The organism is Brachybacterium sp. P6-10-X1 (genome assembly GCF_001969445.1).
Lineage (GTDB): Bacteria > Actinomycetota > Actinomycetes > Actinomycetales > Dermabacteraceae > Brachybacterium.
This window is the reverse complement of the sequence record NZ_CP017297.1, coordinates 2,048,707-2,067,505: the sequence shown is the minus strand read 5'-3', so window position 1 is coordinate 2,067,505 and position 18,799 is coordinate 2,048,707. Positions and strand designations below refer to the sequence as shown.

Below are 18,799 nucleotides of genomic sequence, written 5' to 3'. Positions count from 1 at the left end.
GGCTGTCCCAGGTCTCCGGTCGGCTGGGCTGTCCCGGGCCTCCGGTCGGCTGGGCTGTCCCGGGTTTCCGATCGCTTGGGCTGATCCGGGCTGCCGGCCGCCTGGGCTGTCTCGGGTCTCCGGTCGGCTGGGCTGATCCGGTCGACGAGGCGGTCCGGCGCAGGGCCGGTGTCGAGCCGTCGCACCCTCGACACGCCGAAAACGTGCTCGCCGGTTCCACTTTTCCGTTTCGTGGCTGGTGCGGATCGGTGGAGCGGGCAGTGCGTGGCGGCGTGTCGCCGTGCGGGGACGTGTCGCGGGTGATGCAGCGCGGGGGCGTGGTGCGGGTGGTGCGGCGCGCCCGAGGTCGGTCGCCGGTTCCACTTTTCCCTTGCGTGGGTGGTGCGGATCGGTGGAGCGGGTCAGTGCTTGGCGGCGTGTCGCCGTGGCTCACGGACACGCAGCACACGGACACGCAGTTCACGGACAACCAGCTCACGGACACGAAGCACACGGGCTCGTACGTCCCCGAGCGGCGGACACCGGGGCCGTGTGCCAGCGCGGACGCAGGGCGGCGCGGAGCAAGGATCGATGAAGGGTCGGCACCACGAGGATCGTCCACCCACGGTCTGACCTCGGCGTCACAAGATCGATCTGCGGGCCGACGCGCACCCGGCCCCGTGCGAACGATGCTGGGGCCCATGAACACCGCTCCGTACCCCGCATCCACACCCGCATCCGCCGGCCCGAACGGCGCGGCAGTCGACGCTCCCCACGGCGCGACCGACCCCGTGCCCGGCGCGCCCGCCGCCCCGGCCCGCCCTGTCCCCGGCGCGCCCGCCGCCCCGGCCGACCACGTGCACGGCGCACCCGCCATCCCGGCCCAATATCAGGCGCCGGCCCCGCATCAGGCGCCGCCCACGCCTCAGCCGACGGCGTCGCACACGGCCGCGGCCTCAGCCGGCACGCCCAGCACGCATCCCGCTCCGGTGCTCTCGGCCCGGCACCTGACGATGACCTACGGCGAGCAGGGCACGGCGACCCATGCCCTGGACGGCGTGGATCTCGACATCGCCCGCGCCGACTCCCTGGCCGTGATGGGCCCGTCCGGCTGCGGCAAGACCACGCTGCTGCACGTCCTCGCCGGTATCCTGCGGCCCACCTCCGGCACCGTGCAGCACGACGGCACGGACCTCGCCGCACTCGGCGACCGCGCGCGCACCCGCCTGCGCCGCAGCGACTTCGGCTTCGTCTTCCAGGACGGCCAGCTGCTGCCCGAGCTCACGGCGCTGGAGAACGTGATCCTGCCGCGCCTGCTCGCCGGCATCTCCCGCCGCTCCGCGACCGCGGAGGGCCGCGGATGGCTGGACCGGCTCGGGCTGCAGGGGATGCATGATCGCCGGCCCACCCAGCTCTCCGGCGGCCAGGCCCAGCGGGTCGCCATCGCCCGTGCCCTCGCCGGGCGCCCCTCGGTGGTCTTCGCCGACGAGCCCACCGGCGCCCTCGATCAGGGCACCGGCCAGACCGTGCTGCAGATCCTCGTGGACACGTGCCGAGAGTCCGGTGCCAGCCTGGTCATGGTCACCCACGATCCGCAGGTCGCCGCGGTCTGCCGACGCACCGTCGCGATGCGCGACGGGCGCATCGCCCAGGAGTTCGTCCGCCCCGCCGCGCAACCGTCGCAGGGCCCGTCGGCCCAGGAGCAGCCGATGCAGGATCCGGCGGTGACCCGATGAGCGCCCTGCTGGCCTCCGCCCCGCTGCTGCTGCGGCGACGCGGCGCCCTCGCAGACATCCTGCCGGTGATCGCCTTCACCGCGGCCACCGCGATCACCGCGACCGTGGTCGGCGGCGCCGCCGCCTTCGTCGGCCGCCTGCCCACCGGCGATGCCCTGCCCCGGACGGGGGAGGAGTCGATCATGGGCTTCCTGGTCATGTGCGCGATCGTCGCCTCCGTGCTGCTGGTGCCCAGCGCCGTCGGCCTCGGCGGATCCGCCGCCCGGCTCTCCCTCGCCCGACGGGAGAAGGACTTGGCCACGATGCGCCTGGTCGGCGGCACCAGCGGCCAGGTCGGCTCGGTCGCCGTGCTCGATGTCGCTGCCCAGGCGCTGCTCGGCGCAGTGCTCGGGATCGGCGTGCACCTCGCCGTCAGCCCCGCGCTGACCCGCCTCGACTTCGGGATCACCCCGTTCACCACGGCGGATCTGCTGATGCCCTGGTGGGCCTACCCGATCCTGGTGATCGCTCTGATGCTGATCGCCGTCGGTTCGGCGACCGTCTCCCTGACCGGGGTGGTGCTCAGCCCGCTCGGGGTCGCCCGCGACTCCCGCGTGGTGCGCATGTCCGTGATCCGCCTGGTCCTCTGGGCCGCGCTGATCGTGGGATTCCTCGTCTTCATGCAGATCGGTGGAATGATCTTGGGGCAGGTGGCCGACGGGATGCTCGCCGTCGCGATCATGATCCTCTTCGTCGCCGCCATCGTCGCGAGCATCAACGTCGTCGGCCCCTTCATCGTCTGGGTCACGGCGCTCGCGCTCGCCAAGGCCGCGCCCACCCCGTCGCTGATGGTGGGCGCGCGTCGCCTGGCCGGCGAACCGCGGGCCGGCTGGCGCGCCGTCTCCGGCATCACCTTCGCCCTGGTCATCGCCGGATTCCTGACGGTCATCGCGACCCTGGGGGAGAGCAGCAATCCGGAGGAGGCGATGATGTTCACCGCCATGACCACGGGAGGACTGCTCACCCTGGGGATCGCCGCCGTGCTCGCCGCGGTCAGCACCGGCGTCTCCCAGACCGCCCGGGTGATCGACCAGGCGCCGCGCCTGCGTGCCCAGCACATCGCCGGCGCCGAGGTGGGTCAGCTGCACCGGGCGAGGATCGCAGAGATCGCGATCCCGGTGGGGCTCAGCTCGGTGATCGCCACCGGGACGGCTCTGCTGGTGATCACCTCGTTCCTCGGCGGCGCCCCGAGCGATCCGCTGATGGCGGTGCAGTACCTGGTGTGTGTGCTCGGCGCCTACGCGCTGGTGATCGCCGCTGTGCTGGTGGGTTCGCCCCTGGTGAAGCGGTATGCGGTGCGGGCGGTCTGATCCGGATCCGCCCAGCACGCCGCGAGCGGTCGGTCCCTTCCCGGACCGGCCGCTCGCTGAAGGCGGGGGAGCGGCTCGCCTCCCACAGGGAGGAGCACGGCGGATCGCTCGCGGGACGGCTGCTCGCCTGCGGTGAAGACCGATCGCCTGCGGTGAGGACCGATCGCCCGCGATGTCGGCTGATCGCCCGCGGCGAGGGCTGTCTGCCCGCAGCGAGGGCTGTCTGCTCGCGGTGAGGGCTGTCTGATCGCGGTGAGGGCCGGCCGCCCGCGGCGTGGGGCGCGGCCATTAGGCTGGGTGGCATGGATTTCGAGACCGTCGCCCCCACCGCCGTCCCCGAAGGGGCGCATCTGATCGATGTGCGTGAGCAGTCCGAGTGGGACGCGGGCCACGCCCCGAGCGCGCAGCACCTCCCGGCGAGCTCGCTGCTGGAGAACCTCGAGCAACTGCCGGAGGACGACGAGGACCTCTACATCGTCTGCCGCACCGGCGGGCGCAGCTTCCAGGTCGCCCAGTGGCTGACCGGCAACGGCTTCGACGCCATCAACGTCGGCGGCGGCATGGACCAGTGGTTCGAGTCCGGGCTCCCGATCGAGTCCGACGGCGAGGGCGACGCCTACATCCTCTGAGCCCGGTCGGCGGCGTCGACGCTGGTCGGGCACGCCGGATACGCCGGTCGCCCCGGGCACGCGAGACACGCCGGACCATCGCGCCGGTTCCACTGAACGGACCCGCAGACGAAACGTATCGGTGGAATGGGCAGGCGTGTCGTCCTCACGTGACCTCAGAGCCCACTCAGCGGGTGTGTCGTCCTCGCGTGGAGCGGAGCTTGCCTCGAGGGGACATGTCGTCCTCACCCGGCGTCAGGGCCCGTTGAACGGTCGGGAGTGTCCGCTCCGTCCGGCGTCGGTGCCGGCGCCGGTGCGACGGGCTGTCGCGGCGCCCCGCCCGGAACGGGCAGCAGCCGCTCAGGTCGAGATGACGCTCTTCAGCAGCGCGTAGCCGACGAAGGCGAACACGTCGAGCAGAGTGTGCGCGATGACCAGCGGCATCGTGCGCCGGGTGCGTCGGTACCATTCGCCGAACACGATCCCCATCGCGAGGTTCGCCAGCCCCGGTCCGACCCCCTGGTACGTGTGGTACGCCCCGCGCAGCACCGCGGAGACGATGATGATCCGCCGGCCCGACCAGCCCAGGCGCTCGAGCCGCTGGTACAGGTAGCCGACGACGATGATCTCTTCGAGCACGGCATTCTTGACCGCGTGCAGCACCAGCACCGGGAGCGTCCACCAGTGAGTATCCAGCGCCGCGGGGATCACCTCGACGGTCGCGCCGAGCGCCCGGCCGAGATAGTAGATCGCGAGTCCGGGCAGCCCGACGCCGGCGGTGATCGCCACGCCCCAGGCGAGATCGCGCAGCGGTCGGCCCAGGTCCATGCCCAGATCTGCCAGTGCCTGTTTCCATGAGCCCGCGGTCAGCGCGAGCAGCAGGATGACGAGAGCGACGGGCACCAGGGTGAAGCTGATCGAGAGCAGCTGGTAGAACAGATCGGCCCACGGGTTCTCGCGGATCGAGGAGTTCAGCGACGTCGACTGCGAGGACAGGGGACCGGTCGCCAGCGCTTGGACCAGGGCGATCAGCGAGTACACCGCGCTGCGACCCAGCGACAGGGCGAGGACGAGGACGACCTCGACCCGCACCCAGGTTCTGCTCGGCGTGATGGTCTGCACGTCGACATGATCCCACCGGCGGGCATCCCCCGGGGCTCGGCGAGGAGACGGAGCAGACGAGGCCCGCGGTGCATCCCCGTCGCCGACGTCCGCATCCCCGGTGCCCGAGCACGGAGCCCCGGCACCGAGTTCTGCGCTGCCGGTTCTGTCCCCGCTTCCCTGCTGCCGAGTTCTGCGGTGGTGGTGCCAACGCCACGTATGGGAACGAATGCGCAGAAGTCGGTCGGGTGGGGCCGGGGAGGGGCAGTGTGGGACCGGGGAGGGACAGCGCGGGACCGTCACGGACTCGGCGTCGTGACAGACTCGGGGCCATGACCACCCCAGCATCTGAGCAGCGCCCGACCAGCACATCCGGCCACATCGGCCCCACCAGCACAACCAGCCCCGCCAGCTCCACCAGCCCCGCCAGCTCCACCGGCACGTCCAGCTCCACTGCCCCGGCCCGTTCCATCGGCCGGACCCGCCCCGCCGTCCTGATCACCGGGGCGAACCGCGGGATCGGCCGCGCCGTGGCCGACGAACTCGCCGCCGACCACCACCTGATCCTGGGCGGGCGTGACGGGGCCGCGCTGGCCGAGCTCGCCGCCCGGTACCCGTCGGCCGAGCCCTTCGCCGCCGACCTCGCCGACCGCGAGGCCACCGCCGCCGCTCTACAGCGCCTGGACCTGCGCGACGGGCTCGCCGGCCTCGTGCACTCGGCGGGGATCCTGGTCAACGGCACCGTCGCCGAGTCCGATCCGGCGGAGTGGACCGAGTCCTTCGACCTCAACGTGGTCGCGATCATGGAGCTGACCCAGCTGCTGCTGCCCGCCCTGCGCACGGCCCGCGGCACCGTCGTGATGATCAACTCCGGCTCCGGGTACAACGCGGTGCCCACCCGCGGCGCGTACAGCGCCTCGAAATTCGCCCTGCGCGGACTGGCCGACTCTCTGCGCCTGGAGGAGCGCGAGCACGGGGTGCGGGTCAGCTCGATCCATCCCGGACGCGTCGCCACGGACATGCAGCGCCAGCTGCGTTCCTTCGAGGGCGGCGAGTACCAGGAGGAGAACTACATGCAGCCGGCGACGGTCGCCGCCACCGTCGGTCTGGCGCTGCGGCTCCCGGCCGACGCCAGCATCGACTCGATCTCGGTACGACCCCGCTGACCTGCTCCCCACCGACCACTCAGCGGTTCATCCGGCCGGGCCCGGAGACCGTCGGGTCCCCGGCGATCCGATAGCGCCAGGGGAACAGCTCCGGATGCGAGGCCTCCTCGCGCAGCCCGATCCGCGGCCCGACGGCCAGGCGCGGATGCGGCAGCAACGGCGTCTCGCCCGGGAGCTCGCCGTCGGCGAGGTCGCGCGCATCGAGGCGACCCGCCAGGTGCATCCCGCTGCGGGGATCGCACAGGTCCAGACCGTCGTCGTCGAAGGTGACCCCGCAGGCCACGGTCGCCCGCCCGGGGCCGCGGGCCAGGTCCCGGTCGCTGCGGCACACCCCGGAGGCGCGACGCCGTGAATACGCCAGCTCGTGACCGCCGACGATCTCGCCGGCCCGGACCAGGCACCCGGTGCCGCTGCCCTCGACGTCGGCGACGACGTTCATGCACGAGTGCAGTCCCATGTGCCGGTAGACGTACAGGTGCCCGGGCTCGCCGAACATGGTGGCGTTGCGCGCAGTGCGGCCCCGGTAGGCGTGCGAGCCCGGGTCCTGCGCGCCGACGTACGCCTCGACCTCGGTGATCCGCAGCGCGACGCCACGGCCGACGAGCACGCAGCCCAGCAGCAGCGGGGCCAGCTCGAGCACGTCGCGATCCCCGAAGCTGCGCGGCAGAGCGGCGGCGGCGAACGGGTCCGGGTCCGGGACGGAATCGGCAGAGGGACTCAGGTCGGCGGAGGACCGCGGGTCGGGGGAGGACCGCGGAGCGGGGGAGCGCCGGGAGCCCCGGGCCGACGAGTCCGAGGTCGACGAGTCCGGGGCGAGCGGGTCGGTGCTCACTTCATGAGCCGCTTGACGGCGCCCATGATCTCGTCCATCTTGCGGTCCAGCTCCTCGGTGTCCCCGGAGTGGGCGGCATCGTGGACGCAGTGATGGATGTGGTCGTCGACCAGCCCCAGGGCCACCGACTCCAGCGCCTTGGTGACCGCGGAGATCTGGGTGAGCACGTCGATGCAGTAGGTGTCCTCCTCGACCATCCGATGCACTCCGCGCACCTGACCCTCGATGAGCTTCAACCGGCGCAGGTACGGCGACTTCTGGCCCTGGTAGCCGGGGTCGCCGTGGGTGCCGTGGTCCCCGGGATGCGGGCTCGGCACCGCGTCGTCCTCGGTCATCGCGCCTGCCCTCCGTCGTCGTCGAGGTGACCGACCAGCGCGGAGGCGTACCCGGTGTAGGTGTGCGGCGTCAGGGCCAGCAGCCGATCGCGCTCGGCCTCCGGCAGGCCCAGGGAACCGACGAACTCCCGCATCCCGTCACCCGTGACGCGGTGGCCGCGGGTGAGCTCCTTCAGCCGTTCGTAGGGGCTGTCCATCCCCTCCGCGCCCTGCACGCCGAGGGTGCGCATCACGGACTGCACCGCCTCGCCGAGCACCTCCCAGTTGCCCTCGAGGTCCGCCGCCATCGCGTCGGCATCGACGTCCAGGCCCGCCAGGCCCCGGCGCAGGTTCGAGATCGCCAGCAGGGAGTGGCCGAGCGCGGGGCCGACGTTGCGCTGGGTGGTGGAATCGGTCAGGTCCCGCTGCAGGCGCGAGGTGACCAGGGTCTGGGACAGCGAGTCCAGCAGCGCGGCGGAGATCTCGAGGTTGGCCTCGGCGTTCTCGAAGCGGATCGGGTTGACCTTGTGCGGCATCGTCGAGGAGCCGGTGCCGCCCTGGGCGGACAGCCGCTGGCGGAAGTAGCCCAGCGAGATGTAGGTCCAGATGTCGGTGGCCAGGTTGTGCAGGATCCGGCCGGCGCGGGCGATGTCCGCATAGATCTCGGCCTGCCAGTCGTGAGACTCGATCTGGGTGGTCAGCGGATTCCAGGTGAGCCCCAGGTGCTCGACGAAGCTGCGGGAGACCTGCTCCCAGTCGGCCGACGGGACGGCCACCGCGTGCGCGGCGTAGGTGCCGGTGGCGCCGTTGATCTTGCCGAGGACCTCGTCGGCGGCGATCCGACGGGACTGCCGGCGCAGACGGTGGGCGAAGACCGCGATCTCCTTGCCCAGCGTGGTGGGGGTGGCGGGCTGGCCGTGCGTGCGCGAGAGCATCGCCACCTCGGCGGTGGCCTGCGAGAGGCTGGTGAGGTCCCCGATGACGTCGTGCAGGGCGGGCAGCCACACCTCGTGCACGGCGCCCTGGATCATCAGGGCGTAGGAGAGGTTGTTGACGTCCTCGCTGGTGCAGTAGATGTGCACCACCTCGGCCAGCGGTTCGAGACTGGTGCCGGCCAGGCGGCGCTTGATGTAGTACTCGATCGCCTTGACGTCGTGGACGGTCTCCCGCTCGATCTCCGCGTGCTCGGCGATGCCCTCGGCCCCGAAGTCCTCCGGGATGGCGCGCAGCAGGGCGCGCTCGTCCGCGGTGAGGGAGCGCAGCCCGGGGATCACGCCGCCATCGAGCAGGTGGATCATCCACTCGGTCTCCACCACGAGGCGCGAGCGGTTCAGCGCGGCCTCGGAGAGGTGGTCGACCAGGGGAGCGGTCTGCGCCCGGTAGCGGCCGTCGAGAGGGGTCAGGGCGATCGGCGGCGTGATGTCCGCGAAGGAATGAGCCATGGCGGCATTCTCCCAGAATCCTGGTCCGACGCGACGGGGTCTCACACCGCCGGGCCCAGCGGGCGTCGGCGCCGGGCCGACGAGGGTCGACGAGTCATTCGCCCGGGCCGACGAGCCACTCGGCCGGGCCGATGAGCCACTCGCCCGGGTCGAGGGGTCGTTCGGCCGAGCGGCCGGTCACGCCGTCCTCCCGGGTAGCGGACCGTGTCAGTCGCGCACCTCGCGTCGGCGGTCGTCGCGGTCATCACCCAGTCCGGTCACGGCCTCCACGATCGCGGAGAGGACGCCGATGATGATGCCGGCCAGCAGCGCCCACCAGAAGCTGTCGAAGTCCAGGGTGAGGCCGAGGAGCCCCGAGACCCAGCTGGTCAGAAGCAGCATCAAGGTGTTGATGACCAGCTGGAACAGTCCGAGCGTGACACATGTGATCGGGAAGGCGAGGAACGACAGGATCGGCTTGACGATCGTGTTGATCAGCGCCAGGATCAGCGCGATCGCGCCGATCGTGAGCACCTGGGTGAGCGCGGTCGCGCTGTCGTCGCCCAGATGCATGCCGGGCAGGATCAGGGCTGTCACCCACAGCGCGAGGCCGGTGACGATGACGTGTCCGAGGAATCGCATGGGCCCATTGTCCTCGTCACGACCCGGCGATGCACGGGGGATTCCCCCACACCCCGCGCGGACCCCACCGTCCCACGACCACGGCGGGGTGCAGGCGACTCCGAAGGCGGCGTCCTCGCCCCCGGTCTCCGTGCCCTCGGCGAGCTGCCCGGTCTCCGCGCCGAGGAAGCTGTTCACCCCATCCCCCTTGTCGGTCGTGGGCGCCGATCGTCGATCACCGACGCGACCTCGTCCTCGATCGCCCGCGCTCCCACCTCTCGGATCCGGCCCTGGGTCGAGTCCCGGCGACCGCCGATCGAGTCGATGTGCACCAATGTCCGGGTTCTCCGCAGCACGGTCGATGGGGAGAGGTGCCCATCGGAGGAAGGGCGCGGCGCGGAGCCCTGCCGGTGCGCCCTACTCTGGAGACATGTCTGCGCAGACCACCCACGACCAGCTTCCCGAACCCGCCGAGAAGGTCCGGATCCGCCCCGGGCTCGAGGCCCTGCCAGCCTACGTCCCCGGAAAGCCCGCGGCCGACGACGGCACCCGGCGCTTCAAGGCCTCCTCGAACGAGTCGCCCTTCCCCCCGGTCGATGCCGTGCGCGAGGCCGCGATCACCGCCCTGGACGGCAGCAACCGCTACCCGGACATGGCCGCCCTCGACCTGCGCGCAGCACTCGGCGTCCAGCACGGCGTGGATCCGGCCCAGATCTCCGTGTCCACCGGCTCGGTGGCCGTCAGCGGCGACCTCGTGCGCGCCGTGGTCGGCGAAGGCGACGAGGTCGTCTACGCCTGGCGCTCCTTCGAGGCCTACCCGATCCTGGTCGGCTCCCACGGCGGCGTCTCGGTGCAGGTGCCGCTGACCGGCGCCTTCGAGCACGACCTCGAGGCGATGGCCGGCGCGGTCACCGAGCGCACCCGGCTGATCATCCTGTGCACCCCGAACAACCCCACCGGACCGTCACTGTCCACCGAGCAGATCGAGGAGTTCCTCGACCGCGTCCCCGAGGACGTGGTGGTCGCGATCGACGAGGCCTACCGGGAGTTCCACGACCCGGCCACCGTGGCGGGAACCGCCGGGATCTTCCGGCGCCACGGCAACGTGGTGCTGCTGCGCACCTTCTCCAAGCTGCAGGGGCTGGCGGGCCTGCGGATCGGCCACGCCGTCGCCCACCCCCGTCTGGCCCGGGCGCTGAGCCAGGTCACCGTGCCCTTCGGGTCGAGCCTGCCCGCGCAGGCCGCGGCGCTGACGAGCCTTCGCGGCGAGGTGCAGGAGGAGCTCGCCGGGCGGGCGGCGTGGATCCGGGACGAGCGCTCCCGGGTCACCGCCGCGCTCTCCGAGCAGGGATGGCGGCTGCCGGACTCCCAGGGCAACTTCGTGTTCTTCCCGCTGGGGGAGGACAGCGCTGCCTTCGCCGCCTTCGCCGACGAGCGCGGCCTGGTGCTGCGCGCCTACGGCAGCGACGGGGTGCGGGCCACCATCGCCGAGCAGGAGGCCAACGACCTGCTCATCAAGGTCGCGGGGGCGTGGCGGCAGCGCTGACGACGAGGGTCCCGGCGACGAGGTCGTGCGGGCCCCGCCCCGTGCCGCGCAGGCCCGTCAGCGCGAAGGTCCCGATCACGCCGTAGGTGAGGACCGAGGCGACCACGGTCGCCGGGCGCAGCGTCTCGAAATCCCCGTACGCGGCGCCGACCGCGGTGACGTGGCCGAGCTGCCAGGGCACGAAGATCTTCACCGTGTTGCGCAGCAGGGCCCGCGGCAGCGGGATCGGTGCTTCGTCCACGGCGGCGCCTCGGAGGTCTTTCACCTGCAGACCGCGGCGGCGCTTGCCCCAGGTCGCCCGGCTCGGCCCGGATTCGGCGCGCGCCGCCACCACGGTGGCGATCGCCGGGTGCACGGCGCTGACGGCGTAGGCGTAGGAGCGGTGGGATCCCAGATCGGTCAGCGCATTGACCGCCAGGCCGAGCGGGATGATCGCCGCAGCGATCCCCAGGTACCCGGTGCAGTCCAGCAGGTACCCGGTCGCCCGACGTCGCGCGAGAGCGTGCATGAGCCCATCGAAGCACCTCGGCCCCTGGCGAGCATCCGCATTTCGTCGGGGACCGGGAGCCGGGACCGGGGTCGGAGGTCGGGACGGGCCCGGGATCGGGACGAGCCCGTGGTCGGGACGAGCCCGTGGTCGGGACGGGCCCGGGGATCGGGGCCGGCTGCCGGTGACGCCCCACCGTCGGCGATCGGTCGGCACCCGGCCCGGCACGCCGCGGACACCGCTGCGTCTCTCCGTGATCGACCTGTAACCTGGTGCGCAGCAGAACGAGGCCGACCTGTGGGCCTTCTCGCGACCGGAGCGGACAGGCCCCGGGCGAGAGGAGAGGACCACGATGCAGGCGCGCAGCAATGCCCCGACGACGGGGACGGGGGGGTCCCCGTCGCGACTCGGCGGCCCGCGCGCCTACGTGGTCTGGATCGCCGCCGTCCTCGCCTACTCGGTGGCCGTCCTGCAGCGCACCACCATGGGCGTGGCCGGCCTCGAGGCGACCGAGCGCTTCCAGGCCTCCGCCACCATCGTCTCCACCTTCGTGGTGCTGCAGCTGCTGGTCTACGCCCTGGCCCAGGTCCCGGCCGGGCTGCTGCTGGACCGCTACGGCTCCCGCGTGACGATCACCGCCGGGGCTGGGCTGATGGCCGCCGGCCAGCTGCTGATCGCCGGCAGCGACACCGTCGCCCTCGCCGTCGTCGCCCGCATCATCGTCGGTGCCGGGGATGCCCTGACCTTCTCCAGCGCGATCCGCCTGGTGCCGGCCTGGTTCCCCACCGCCCGCGTCCCGATCCTCACCCAGGTCACCGCGATCCTCGGCCAGGTCGGCCAGATCGCCTCCGCGGTGCCCTTCGTGGCCGTGCTGACCGTCGCCGGCTGGTCCCCGGCCTTCGGTGCGGCCGCCGGGGTCAGCGGCGTCGCCGCCCTGCTCGCCGTGCTGGTGATCCGCGCGACCCCGCCCGGGGCCCCGCGCCCCCGCACCAAGCAGGACCTGCGTCGGATCCCTCTGCTCGTCGGCCGCATCATCCGCCATCCCGCCACCCAGCTGGGCTTCTTCACTCACCTCAGCTCCGGCTTCCCCGGCATCGTGTTCTCCATGATGTGGGGATACCCGTACCTCACCGCGGGGGAGGGGCTCAGCCGGCCCGCCGCCTCGGCCGTGATGACCGTCCTGGTGGCCGTCGGCATCATCAGCGGTCCCGTCATCGGCGCCCTGACCCAGCGCCACCCCCTGCGCCGTTCGACCTTGGTGCTGCTGGTCATCGCCACCATTCTGGTGCCGCTGGTGACCGTGCTGCTGTGGCCCGGTCCCGCCCCGATCTGGCTGCTGCTGATCCTGGTCGCGGGGCTGTCGATCGGCGGGCCCGGCTCGAACATCGGCTTCGACTTCCCCCGCACGGACCTCGCCCGGCACCGCCTGGGCACGGCCACCGGCGTGGTGCTGATGGGTGGGTTCCTCGCCGCCCTGGTCGCGATCCTGCTGATCGGCGTGCTCCTGGACCTGCAGCGGCCCGACGGGAACTACGACCTGCAGTCCTTCCGGGTGGCCTTCGCCGTGCAGATCCCGATCCTGCTGCTGGGCATCACCGGGATGCTGATCAGCCGACGCCGCCTGCGCCGCCGCATGGCCGCCGGGGGACGGGTCGTGCCACCCTGGCGCGAAGTGTTCCGCGGCGGCCGCTGGCGCCGGATCTGAGCTCGCAGCGCTCATCACCAGGCCCGCGACGCGCGACCTACGACGCACGACCCGTGCTCCGCGCGCGATCTGAGCTCCGCGACGCGCGCCTCGTGCTCCGCCCCCGTGGTCACCAGGGTCTGATGTGTCGCTACCCCTGGTCGCTGCGGTCTGACGCGTCGAATAGTCCCGCTCTATCCGACGCAACAGACCCTACGGTCGGATGAGGCTGCGAAGAGGCCCGGTGGCTGCTGGCGCACTGTCCAGGGCTTGCCGCACCCTGTGCGCGTGCCGTAGCGTTTCTCCCAACACTTAGTTTCAAGGAGGAAGTATGTCGTTCACGCTGGGCATCGTCGGGATCGGACAGTTCGGTTCGCATTTCGCGGAGCTGTTCGCCGCCCACCCCGAGATCGAGTCGCTCTACGCGGTCGACGCCGTCCCGGAACGCATCGACGCGGTCGAGAGCCGCGAGGGCAGTCGGGTCCGCTTCGCCCGGCGCTTCGACACCTACGAACAGCTGCTCTCCTCCGACGTCGACGCAGTCGCGATCTTCACCCAGCGCTGGACCCACGGCGAGCACGCCCTGGCCGCGCTGCGGGCCGGAAAGCACGTCTACTCCGCGGTGCCGATGGCGATCGACGAGGACGAGATCCGCGCGATCACCGAAGAGGTCCGGCGCACCGGGCTGGTCTACATGATGGGCGAGACCAGCCAGTACAACGCCGCCGTGGTGCTGGCCCGCCGCATCCATCGCGCCGGCGCCTTCGGTGAGGTGTTCTACGCCGAGGGCGACTACGTCCACGACATGGACCTGGGCTTCTACGACGCCTACAAGTACTCCGGCGGCGAGCAGTGGAAGTCGACCGCCTCCTACCCGCCGCTGCTGTATCCCACCCACTCCATCGGCGGCATCCTCGGCGTGCTGGGGGAGCGTCATGCGGTCTCCGTCTCGGCGCTGGGTCGGCCCGACACCCGCGGCGACGGCGTCTTCGACAAGGACGTCTCGATGTTCGACAACGACGTCTCCAACGCCTTCGCGCTGTTCGAGATGGACAACGGTGGTGCCTTCCGCACCAATGAGCTGCGCCGGGTGGGCTATCCCAGCCACAAGCGCGAGTCCCGTTTCCGCTTCTTCGGCGAGGCCTCCAGCTTCGAGGAGACCATCGACGTCACCTACTGGCACGACAAGCGCCGCGTCCTCGAGGTGACCGACCTGATCGCGACCGGCTCGACCATGAGCCTGGACGATCCCCGCCTGGCGGACGTCTCCCCGGACCTGCGCGACGCCTTCGTCGCCGGCGCCGCCCCCGCCCATCACCAGTCCCGTCTGCCGAAGGAGTTCCAGGGCATGCCCAACGGTCACGAGGGCGCCCACCACTTCCTGGTCGACGACTTCGCCCGCGCCGTGGTCGACGGGGCCCAGCCCGTGGTCAACGCCTGGCAGGCTGCCCGCTACACCCTGCCCGGGGTGATCGCGCACCAGTCGATGAACCGTGGCGGGGAGCGACTGGCCGTGCCGGATCTCGGCGACTGCCCGCTGGCGGTCCAGGACCTCGACGCCGAGCAGGAGGCGCTGGATCTGGACGCGCTGTACGAGCAGCAGGAAGCGCGGCGCGGGCTCGTCGCCGAGTGACCGAGCGGGCCCGTCGCCGAGTGACCGACCGGGTCGGGTCTCCGAGGGGGCGACCGGCCAGGGCCGGTGCCGCGTCGGGTCACGTCGCCCGGTGCGGCACCCCGTCGGGGCTCCGGTGGTCGCGCCCGGTGACCGCGGGGTCCCCGACGGCCTCGGCCTCGATGTCCGCGCCCTGTCGGGCATCGCTGACGTGCAGCTCCCGACGCTCCCGCCGCAGCCGAGCCCACGGCACCACGACTGCCGCGGCCACCAGCATCAGTGCCACCCCGACGATCCCCGAGGCGTTGTCGACGAAGGGGTTCATCGCGTCCATCGTCTGCGCCGTGGAGACCAGGCCGATCACCATCGGCGTGGCGGAGTTGTTGGTGGCGTGGGCGATCGCGGCGGGGATCGGGTTGCCGCCGGAGCGCTCGGTGAGGCCGTTGTACAGCAGGCTCATCGCGATGCAGGGCAGCAGGAACATGGCGATCGCGGCCGCGCGGGGCTGGCCCGCGTAGTTGTACCCGATCAGGACCACGGGCAGGTGCCACAGCGACCAGATGATCCCGCCGAGCACCGAGGCGCGGAGAGTGCCCAGCGGTTTCAAGGCGGGCCACAGCCAGCCGCGCCACCCGATCTCCTCGCCGAGCGCGAACAGCGTGGTGATCGCGATGCCGATCGCGACGGTGGCGAGCACGGCGGCCGCCGCGGCGGCCGGGGGGACCTCGGTCCCGGCGGCCGTGGACAGCTGCTCCGTGGCCAGCGCCAGCCAGGTACGACCGGTGAGGTCACCGGGAACCCCGCGCAGCACCATCAGCACCGCCCCGAGCAATCCCAGAGCCAGCGTGAGGACGAGGGCCAGCGGGCCCCACGTCAGCAGCGCCCGCCACCGCCCGCGGAATCGCAGCCCCACCCGGGTGCGCCAGGACGTCTTCTCCACGGTCTTGGCCAGGATCACCGAGGCGACGGCCGGAGCGAGCATCCCGACGGCGATCACCGGGGTGAACAGGGGATGGGTGATGCCACCGGGCAGGAACCAGAACGGCAGGGCGCACAGGGCGAACAGGCCGTAGGAGATGGCCAGGAACACTCCGACGCGCCGCCAGGGGACCGCGGCGAACTCGGCACGCGGGGCCGGACGGTGTCGCCGCCCCTGCGGTGTCGCTGGTGCCGGGCTGTCGCCGACGGCGGGTGGGTGGGACTCGGGACTGGTCGAGGTGCTCATGTATCGACCCTTCGCCCGGGTGTGACACCGGTCAATGCTGATTCCCCGATGCGCACCCGTCGTCTGCCCGGCTCTCGCCCTGGGTCGTGCGCGGAGCCGCCGGAGGTCGAGGATCCCGGTGCCGTCGGGCGGTCGGGGGCCGACGAAAGTGCGGGGTCGCGGGGTCGAGCCCGACGGGACGTCCGGTGCTGAACCGGCCCACCCCGGCACCGCTCGCGATCGATATGCTCGATCCTGCCGTCCGCCCACCGCCGCGCCTCCGCGGCGTGGCGACGGGACACCCCGCGGCGTCGTCGCCGCGGACCCTGAGGCAGGAGAGCAGATGACGTCCAGCCCGACGAGCACCGACCTCGTGACCTGGGACGCCGATGCGCTCGGCGTGCTCATGGCGCCCTTCACCGGCACCGAGCTGCCGGCCTGGACCGTCGACGCGCTCGAGGCGGGTCTGGCCTCGGTGATCCTCTTCGGCCACAACACCCCGGACCCGTCCACGGCGGCGCGGCTGGCCCGTGCCGTCCACGCCTGCGCCGAGGACTGCGTGGTCGCGATCGACGAGGAGGGCGGCGACGTCACCCGCCTCCAGGCGGCGACCGGCTCCTCCCTGCCCACCGCCTGGGCCCTGGGCGAGGTCGACGATCCCGAGCTGACCCGCCGCGCCGGCCACGCCCTGGGCGGCGTCCTGGCCGCCTGCGATCTCGACCTCGACCTGGCCCCGGTGCTGGACGTCTCCACCGACCCGGCCAACCCCGTCATCGGCACCCGCGCCTACAGCGACGACCCCGACCGGGTCGCCGCCCACGCCCGTGTCTTCGCCACCGGGCTGATCGAGGCCGGACTCGGCACCTGCGCGAAACATTTCCCGGGCCACGGCGCGACCTCCACCGACTCCCACACCGCGCTGCCCCGCATCGACCTCGAGCGCCGGGAGTTCGAGCGCGACCACCTCGCCCCCTGGCGGATCCTGCCCTGGCTGGACGCCGCCATGACCGCCCACGTGCTGGTCCCCGCCCTCGGCGAGGGCCCCGCCTCGATCTCCCCCTGGACCCGACCCCTGCTGGAGAAGACCGTCGGCGGCACCTTCCACGGCCTGCTGATCACCGACGCCCTGGAGATGCGGGGCGTGGCCGCCGAACCCGGCTTCCCCGAGGCGGTGGTGCGCGCGATCGAGTCCGGGGCCGACCTGCTGTGCCTGGGAACCTCGATCGGCCGTGACGACCAGCAGATGCTGCGAGAGGCCCACGACGCCCTGGTCGGCGCCGTCGCCTCCGGCCGGCTGCGCCGCGAGGAACTCCACGACCGCGCCGAGCGCACCCGCGAGCTCTGCCGCCGAGTGCGCACCCGGCGCCGCTTCGTCCCCGCCCCCGACCTGCCGACGGCGCTGGAGCACGCCGAACAGGTCGGCGCCGACGCCGCCGCCCGCGCCGTTCGCACCCGCGGCGCCCGGCTCGATCTCACGGCGGTGACCGTGCTGGACCTGCGCAGCCGGGCGGACCACGCCTCCGGGGCCCGCCCCCAGCAGCTGATCGCCGCCCTGCGCGAGCGGGGTCTGCGCGCCGACGTCCCGGACTACCCCGACCAGGTCCCGGCCACCGGGCAGGTCCTCGCCCTCACCCGCCTGCCGCGCAGCGACCGGGAGGAGGGCGCCCTGCTGACCGCCCTGCTGGCACGTCGACCCGACGCGATCGTCGTGCACGTCGGCGTGCCCGACGCCGCCCCCGAGCACCGCCACCTGGTGCTGGCCCACGGCGCGGGACGCCCCCTGATGCGAGCGGCCGTGGCCGCGATGCGCGGCGAGGCGCGCTGATGCGCGTGCTCGGCATGATGTCCGGGACCAGCCTGGACGGCATCGATGTGGTCCTGGCCGACTTCTCCCGTGACCCGGATGACCCTGGCACCGCTCGGGCGCACCTGCTGCACGTCGGAGAGCAGCCCTGGCCCGCTGCCGCCCGCGACGCGCTCCGCGCCGCCCTGCCGCCGGCCGATGCGGACGCGGAGACCTGGAGCCGCCTGCACGCCGCCGTCGGGGACGCCTTCGCCGACGCCGCCGCCCGGGTGTTCGCCGAGCACGGGAGCGCCGACCTGGTCGCGACCCACGGACAGACCGTCTATCACGACGTCCGCGACGGCCGCGTCCTCAGCACCCTGCAGATCGGGGACCCCGCCCGGATCGCCCGCGCCACCGGCGTGCCCGTGCTCAGCGACCTGCGCAGCGCCGACGTCGCCGCCGGCGGGCAGGGAGCGCCTCTGGCACCGCTGCTGGACCAGCTGCTGCTCGGCGCCGACCCCCGCGAGCGCACCGCCGTCCTGAACATCGGCGGGATCTCCAACGTGAGCCTCGTCGGCGGTGAGGCCCCCGCAGGTGACGAAGCACCGGCGGGCGAGGCGGTCGCGGCCGAGGTGATCGCCGGGGATCTCGGCCCCGGCAACGCCCTGCTCGATGCCGCCGTGCACGCGGCGACCGGCGACAGCGCCGACCACGACGCCATCCGCGCCCGCACCGGCACCGTCGACCCCGAGGCCCTGGCGACGCTGCTGAGCGACCCCTTCTACGCCCGGCCCCTGCCGCGCTCGACCGGCCGCGAGCACTTCGACGGCGCCTACGTGAGCCGCCTGCTCGGGGACGAGATCGTCCCCGCCATGACCCTGCCCGACCTGCTGGCGACCCTCACCGAACTGACCGCCGTGACCATCGCCCGGGCGATCCGGGAGCTGGGCGCCTCCCGCGTCGTCGGCTCCGGCGGCGGACTGCGCAACCCCCTGCTGCGCGCGCGCCTGGCCGCACACCTGGACCCCGTGCCGCTGCTGGACGCGGACGCGCTCGGCATCCCGGCCGACGGGAAGGAGGCGCTGCTGATCGCCCTGCTCGGCTATCTCGGCGCGCACGGGCTGCCCGGCACCCTGACCCGCGCCGACGGCACCGCCCATACCGGCGCGAGCGCCCCCGTGGTGCTCGGCTCCCTCACCCCGCCCCACGGACTGCGGGACCTGCCGACCGACCCGTCCGATGCTCTGCCGCTCCGCCGTCTCGAGCTCGCAACTCCACAGTGACCTGGGAATCTTTCTTCCTTACGGCACCGTAGGTTACGCTCCTCGTCGTGAGCGTATTCCGATCCACGAT

16 protein-coding genes are annotated in these 18,799 nt (G+C 72.6%); 9 read left to right on the top strand and 7 right to left on the bottom strand.

Annotated features, from left to right (window positions below; translation table 11 throughout):
• Positions 1-992: 992 nt before the first annotated feature.
• The 3 genes from BH708_RS09485 to BH708_RS09475 all read left to right on the top strand — a co-directional run bounded on the left by BH708_RS09485 (position 993) and on the right by BH708_RS09475 (position 3,693).
• The gene (locus BH708_RS09485) at positions 993-1,715 is read left to right on the top strand and encodes an ABC transporter ATP-binding protein (RefSeq protein WP_083713905.1); all 723 of its coding nucleotides are present in this window, start codon (positions 993-995) and stop codon (positions 1,713-1,715) included.
• Positions 1,712-3,064, top strand: coding sequence for an FtsX-like permease family protein (locus BH708_RS09480; RefSeq protein ID WP_076808360.1), 1,353 nt, complete (start codon positions 1,712-1,714; stop codon positions 3,062-3,064). The genes BH708_RS09485 and BH708_RS09480 overlap by 4 nt, the downstream gene beginning before the upstream one ends.
• Positions 3,065-3,366: 302 nt before the next feature.
• On the top strand, positions 3,367-3,693 hold the full coding sequence (locus BH708_RS09475) for a rhodanese-like domain-containing protein (protein WP_076808359.1): 327 nt from the start codon (positions 3,367-3,369) through the stop codon (positions 3,691-3,693).
• 339 nt (positions 3,694-4,032) lie between these two features.
• Here BH708_RS09475 and BH708_RS09470 read toward each other — a convergent pair whose 3' ends face one another.
• On the bottom strand, positions 4,033-4,794 hold the full coding sequence (locus BH708_RS09470; protein ID WP_076808358.1) for a CPBP family intramembrane glutamic endopeptidase: 762 nt from the start codon (positions 4,792-4,794) through the stop codon (positions 4,033-4,035).
• A gap of 311 nt (positions 4,795-5,105) precedes the next feature.
• Between BH708_RS09470 and BH708_RS09465 the strand changes: the two genes are divergently transcribed.
• Positions 5,106-5,939, top strand: coding sequence for an SDR family oxidoreductase (locus tag BH708_RS09465; RefSeq protein WP_083713433.1), 834 nt, complete (start codon positions 5,106-5,108; stop codon positions 5,937-5,939).
• 19 nt (positions 5,940-5,958) lie between these two features.
• Here the strand turns inward: BH708_RS09465 and BH708_RS09460 are convergent, their stop codons facing one another.
• The 4 genes from BH708_RS09460 to BH708_RS09445 all read right to left on the bottom strand — a co-directional run bounded on the left by BH708_RS09460 (position 5,959) and on the right by BH708_RS09445 (position 9,148).
• Positions 5,959-6,771, bottom strand: a complete 813-nt coding sequence (locus BH708_RS09460) for a DNA-3-methyladenine glycosylase (RefSeq protein ID WP_371330000.1) — start codon at positions 6,769-6,771, stop codon at positions 5,959-5,961.
• Positions 6,768-7,106 carry a metal-sensitive transcriptional regulator gene (locus BH708_RS09455; protein WP_076808357.1) on the bottom strand — a complete coding sequence of 113 codons (339 nt, stop codon included), beginning with the start codon at positions 7,104-7,106 and terminating at the stop codon, positions 6,768-6,770. Before BH708_RS09455 ends, BH708_RS09460 begins: the two co-directional genes overlap by 4 nt.
• A complete protein-coding gene (gene purB, locus BH708_RS09450) occupies positions 7,103-8,527 on the bottom strand; it encodes an adenylosuccinate lyase (RefSeq protein ID WP_076808356.1) in 1,425 nt (474 codons plus the stop codon). The genes BH708_RS09455 and purB overlap by 4 nt, the downstream gene beginning before the upstream one ends.
• Before the next feature lie 207 nt (positions 8,528-8,734).
• Positions 8,735-9,148 (bottom strand): phage holin family protein, encoded by a 414-nt coding sequence (locus tag BH708_RS09445; protein WP_076808355.1) that lies wholly within the window; start codon positions 9,146-9,148, stop codon positions 8,735-8,737.
• Positions 9,149-9,557: 409 nt separating this feature from the next.
• Here BH708_RS09445 and BH708_RS09440 point away from each other — a divergent pair, with 409 nt between their 5' ends.
• Entirely contained in the window at positions 9,558-10,673 is a 1,116-nt protein-coding gene (locus BH708_RS09440) for a histidinol-phosphate transaminase (RefSeq protein WP_076808354.1), read from the top strand.
• Here BH708_RS09440 and BH708_RS09435 read toward each other — a convergent pair.
• Complete coding sequence (locus BH708_RS09435) at positions 10,642-11,181, bottom strand: hypothetical protein (protein WP_076808352.1); 540 nt, start codon at positions 11,179-11,181, stop codon at positions 10,642-10,644. The two genes, BH708_RS09440 and BH708_RS09435, sit on opposite strands and share 32 nt — an antisense overlap.
• 331 nt (positions 11,182-11,512) lie before the next feature.
• Here BH708_RS09435 and BH708_RS09430 point away from each other — a divergent pair, with 331 nt between their 5' ends.
• Positions 11,513-12,865: a nitrate/nitrite transporter gene (locus tag BH708_RS09430; protein WP_083713431.1), complete on the top strand. Its 1,353-nt coding sequence runs from the start codon at positions 11,513-11,515 to the stop codon at positions 12,863-12,865.
• Positions 12,866-13,175: 310 nt separating this feature from the next.
• Complete coding sequence (locus BH708_RS09425; protein ID WP_076808351.1) at positions 13,176-14,477, top strand: Gfo/Idh/MocA family protein; 1,302 nt, start codon at positions 13,176-13,178, stop codon at positions 14,475-14,477.
• 79 nt (positions 14,478-14,556) lie between these two features.
• On the opposite strand, the gene BH708_RS09420 is transcribed toward BH708_RS09425, so the two are convergent.
• Positions 14,557-15,681, bottom strand: coding sequence for a CPBP family intramembrane glutamic endopeptidase (locus tag BH708_RS09420; RefSeq protein WP_083713430.1), 1,125 nt, complete (start codon positions 15,679-15,681; stop codon positions 14,557-14,559).
• 322 nt (positions 15,682-16,003) lie between these two features.
• Here BH708_RS09420 and BH708_RS09415 point away from each other — a divergent pair, with 322 nt between their 5' ends.
• Together BH708_RS09415 and BH708_RS09410 are read left to right on the top strand one after the other, a co-directional pair.
• Complete coding sequence (locus BH708_RS09415; RefSeq protein ID WP_076808347.1) at positions 16,004-17,485, top strand: glycoside hydrolase family 3 N-terminal domain-containing protein; 1,482 nt, start codon at positions 16,004-16,006, stop codon at positions 17,483-17,485.
• Positions 17,485-18,729 carry an anhydro-N-acetylmuramic acid kinase gene (locus BH708_RS09410; protein WP_076808346.1) on the top strand — a complete coding sequence of 415 codons (1,245 nt, stop codon included), beginning with the start codon at positions 17,485-17,487 and terminating at the stop codon, positions 18,727-18,729. Before BH708_RS09415 ends, BH708_RS09410 begins: the two co-directional genes overlap by 1 nt.
• The last annotated feature ends 70 nt before the right edge of the window (positions 18,730-18,799 follow it).

Excerpts from the sequence above, each read along its gene's own strand:
- BH708_RS09415 (WP_076808347.1), top strand. The coding sequence starts at position 16,004 with ATGACGTCCAGCCCGACGAGCACCGACCTCGTGACCTGGGACGCCGAT.
- BH708_RS09455 (WP_076808357.1), bottom strand. The coding sequence starts at position 7,106 with ATGACCGAGGACGACGCGGTGCCGAGCCCGCATCCCGGGGACCACGGC.
- BH708_RS09475 (WP_076808359.1), top strand. The coding sequence starts at position 3,367 with ATGGATTTCGAGACCGTCGCCCCCACCGCCGTCCCCGAAGGGGCGCAT.
- BH708_RS09420 (WP_083713430.1), bottom strand. The coding sequence starts at position 15,681 with ATGAGCACCTCGACCAGTCCCGAGTCCCACCCACCCGCCGTCGGCGAC.
- BH708_RS09425 (WP_076808351.1), top strand. The coding sequence starts at position 13,176 with ATGTCGTTCACGCTGGGCATCGTCGGGATCGGACAGTTCGGTTCGCAT.
- BH708_RS09410 (WP_076808346.1), top strand. The coding sequence starts at position 17,485 with ATGCGCGTGCTCGGCATGATGTCCGGGACCAGCCTGGACGGCATCGAT.
- purB (WP_076808356.1), bottom strand. The coding sequence starts at position 8,527 with ATGGCTCATTCCTTCGCGGACATCACGCCGCCGATCGCCCTGACCCCT.
- BH708_RS09480 (WP_076808360.1), top strand. The coding sequence starts at position 1,712 with ATGAGCGCCCTGCTGGCCTCCGCCCCGCTGCTGCTGCGGCGACGCGGC.
- BH708_RS09440 (WP_076808354.1), top strand. The coding sequence starts at position 9,558 with ATGTCTGCGCAGACCACCCACGACCAGCTTCCCGAACCCGCCGAGAAG.
- BH708_RS09485 (WP_083713905.1), top strand. The coding sequence starts at position 993 with ATGACCTACGGCGAGCAGGGCACGGCGACCCATGCCCTGGACGGCGTG.
- BH708_RS09445 (WP_076808355.1), bottom strand. The coding sequence starts at position 9,148 with ATGCGATTCCTCGGACACGTCATCGTCACCGGCCTCGCGCTGTGGGTG.
- BH708_RS09430 (WP_083713431.1), top strand. The coding sequence starts at position 11,513 with ATGCAGGCGCGCAGCAATGCCCCGACGACGGGGACGGGGGGGTCCCCG.
- BH708_RS09465 (WP_083713433.1), top strand. The coding sequence starts at position 5,106 with ATGACCACCCCAGCATCTGAGCAGCGCCCGACCAGCACATCCGGCCAC.
- BH708_RS09435 (WP_076808352.1), bottom strand. The coding sequence starts at position 11,181 with ATGCACGCTCTCGCGCGACGTCGGGCGACCGGGTACCTGCTGGACTGC.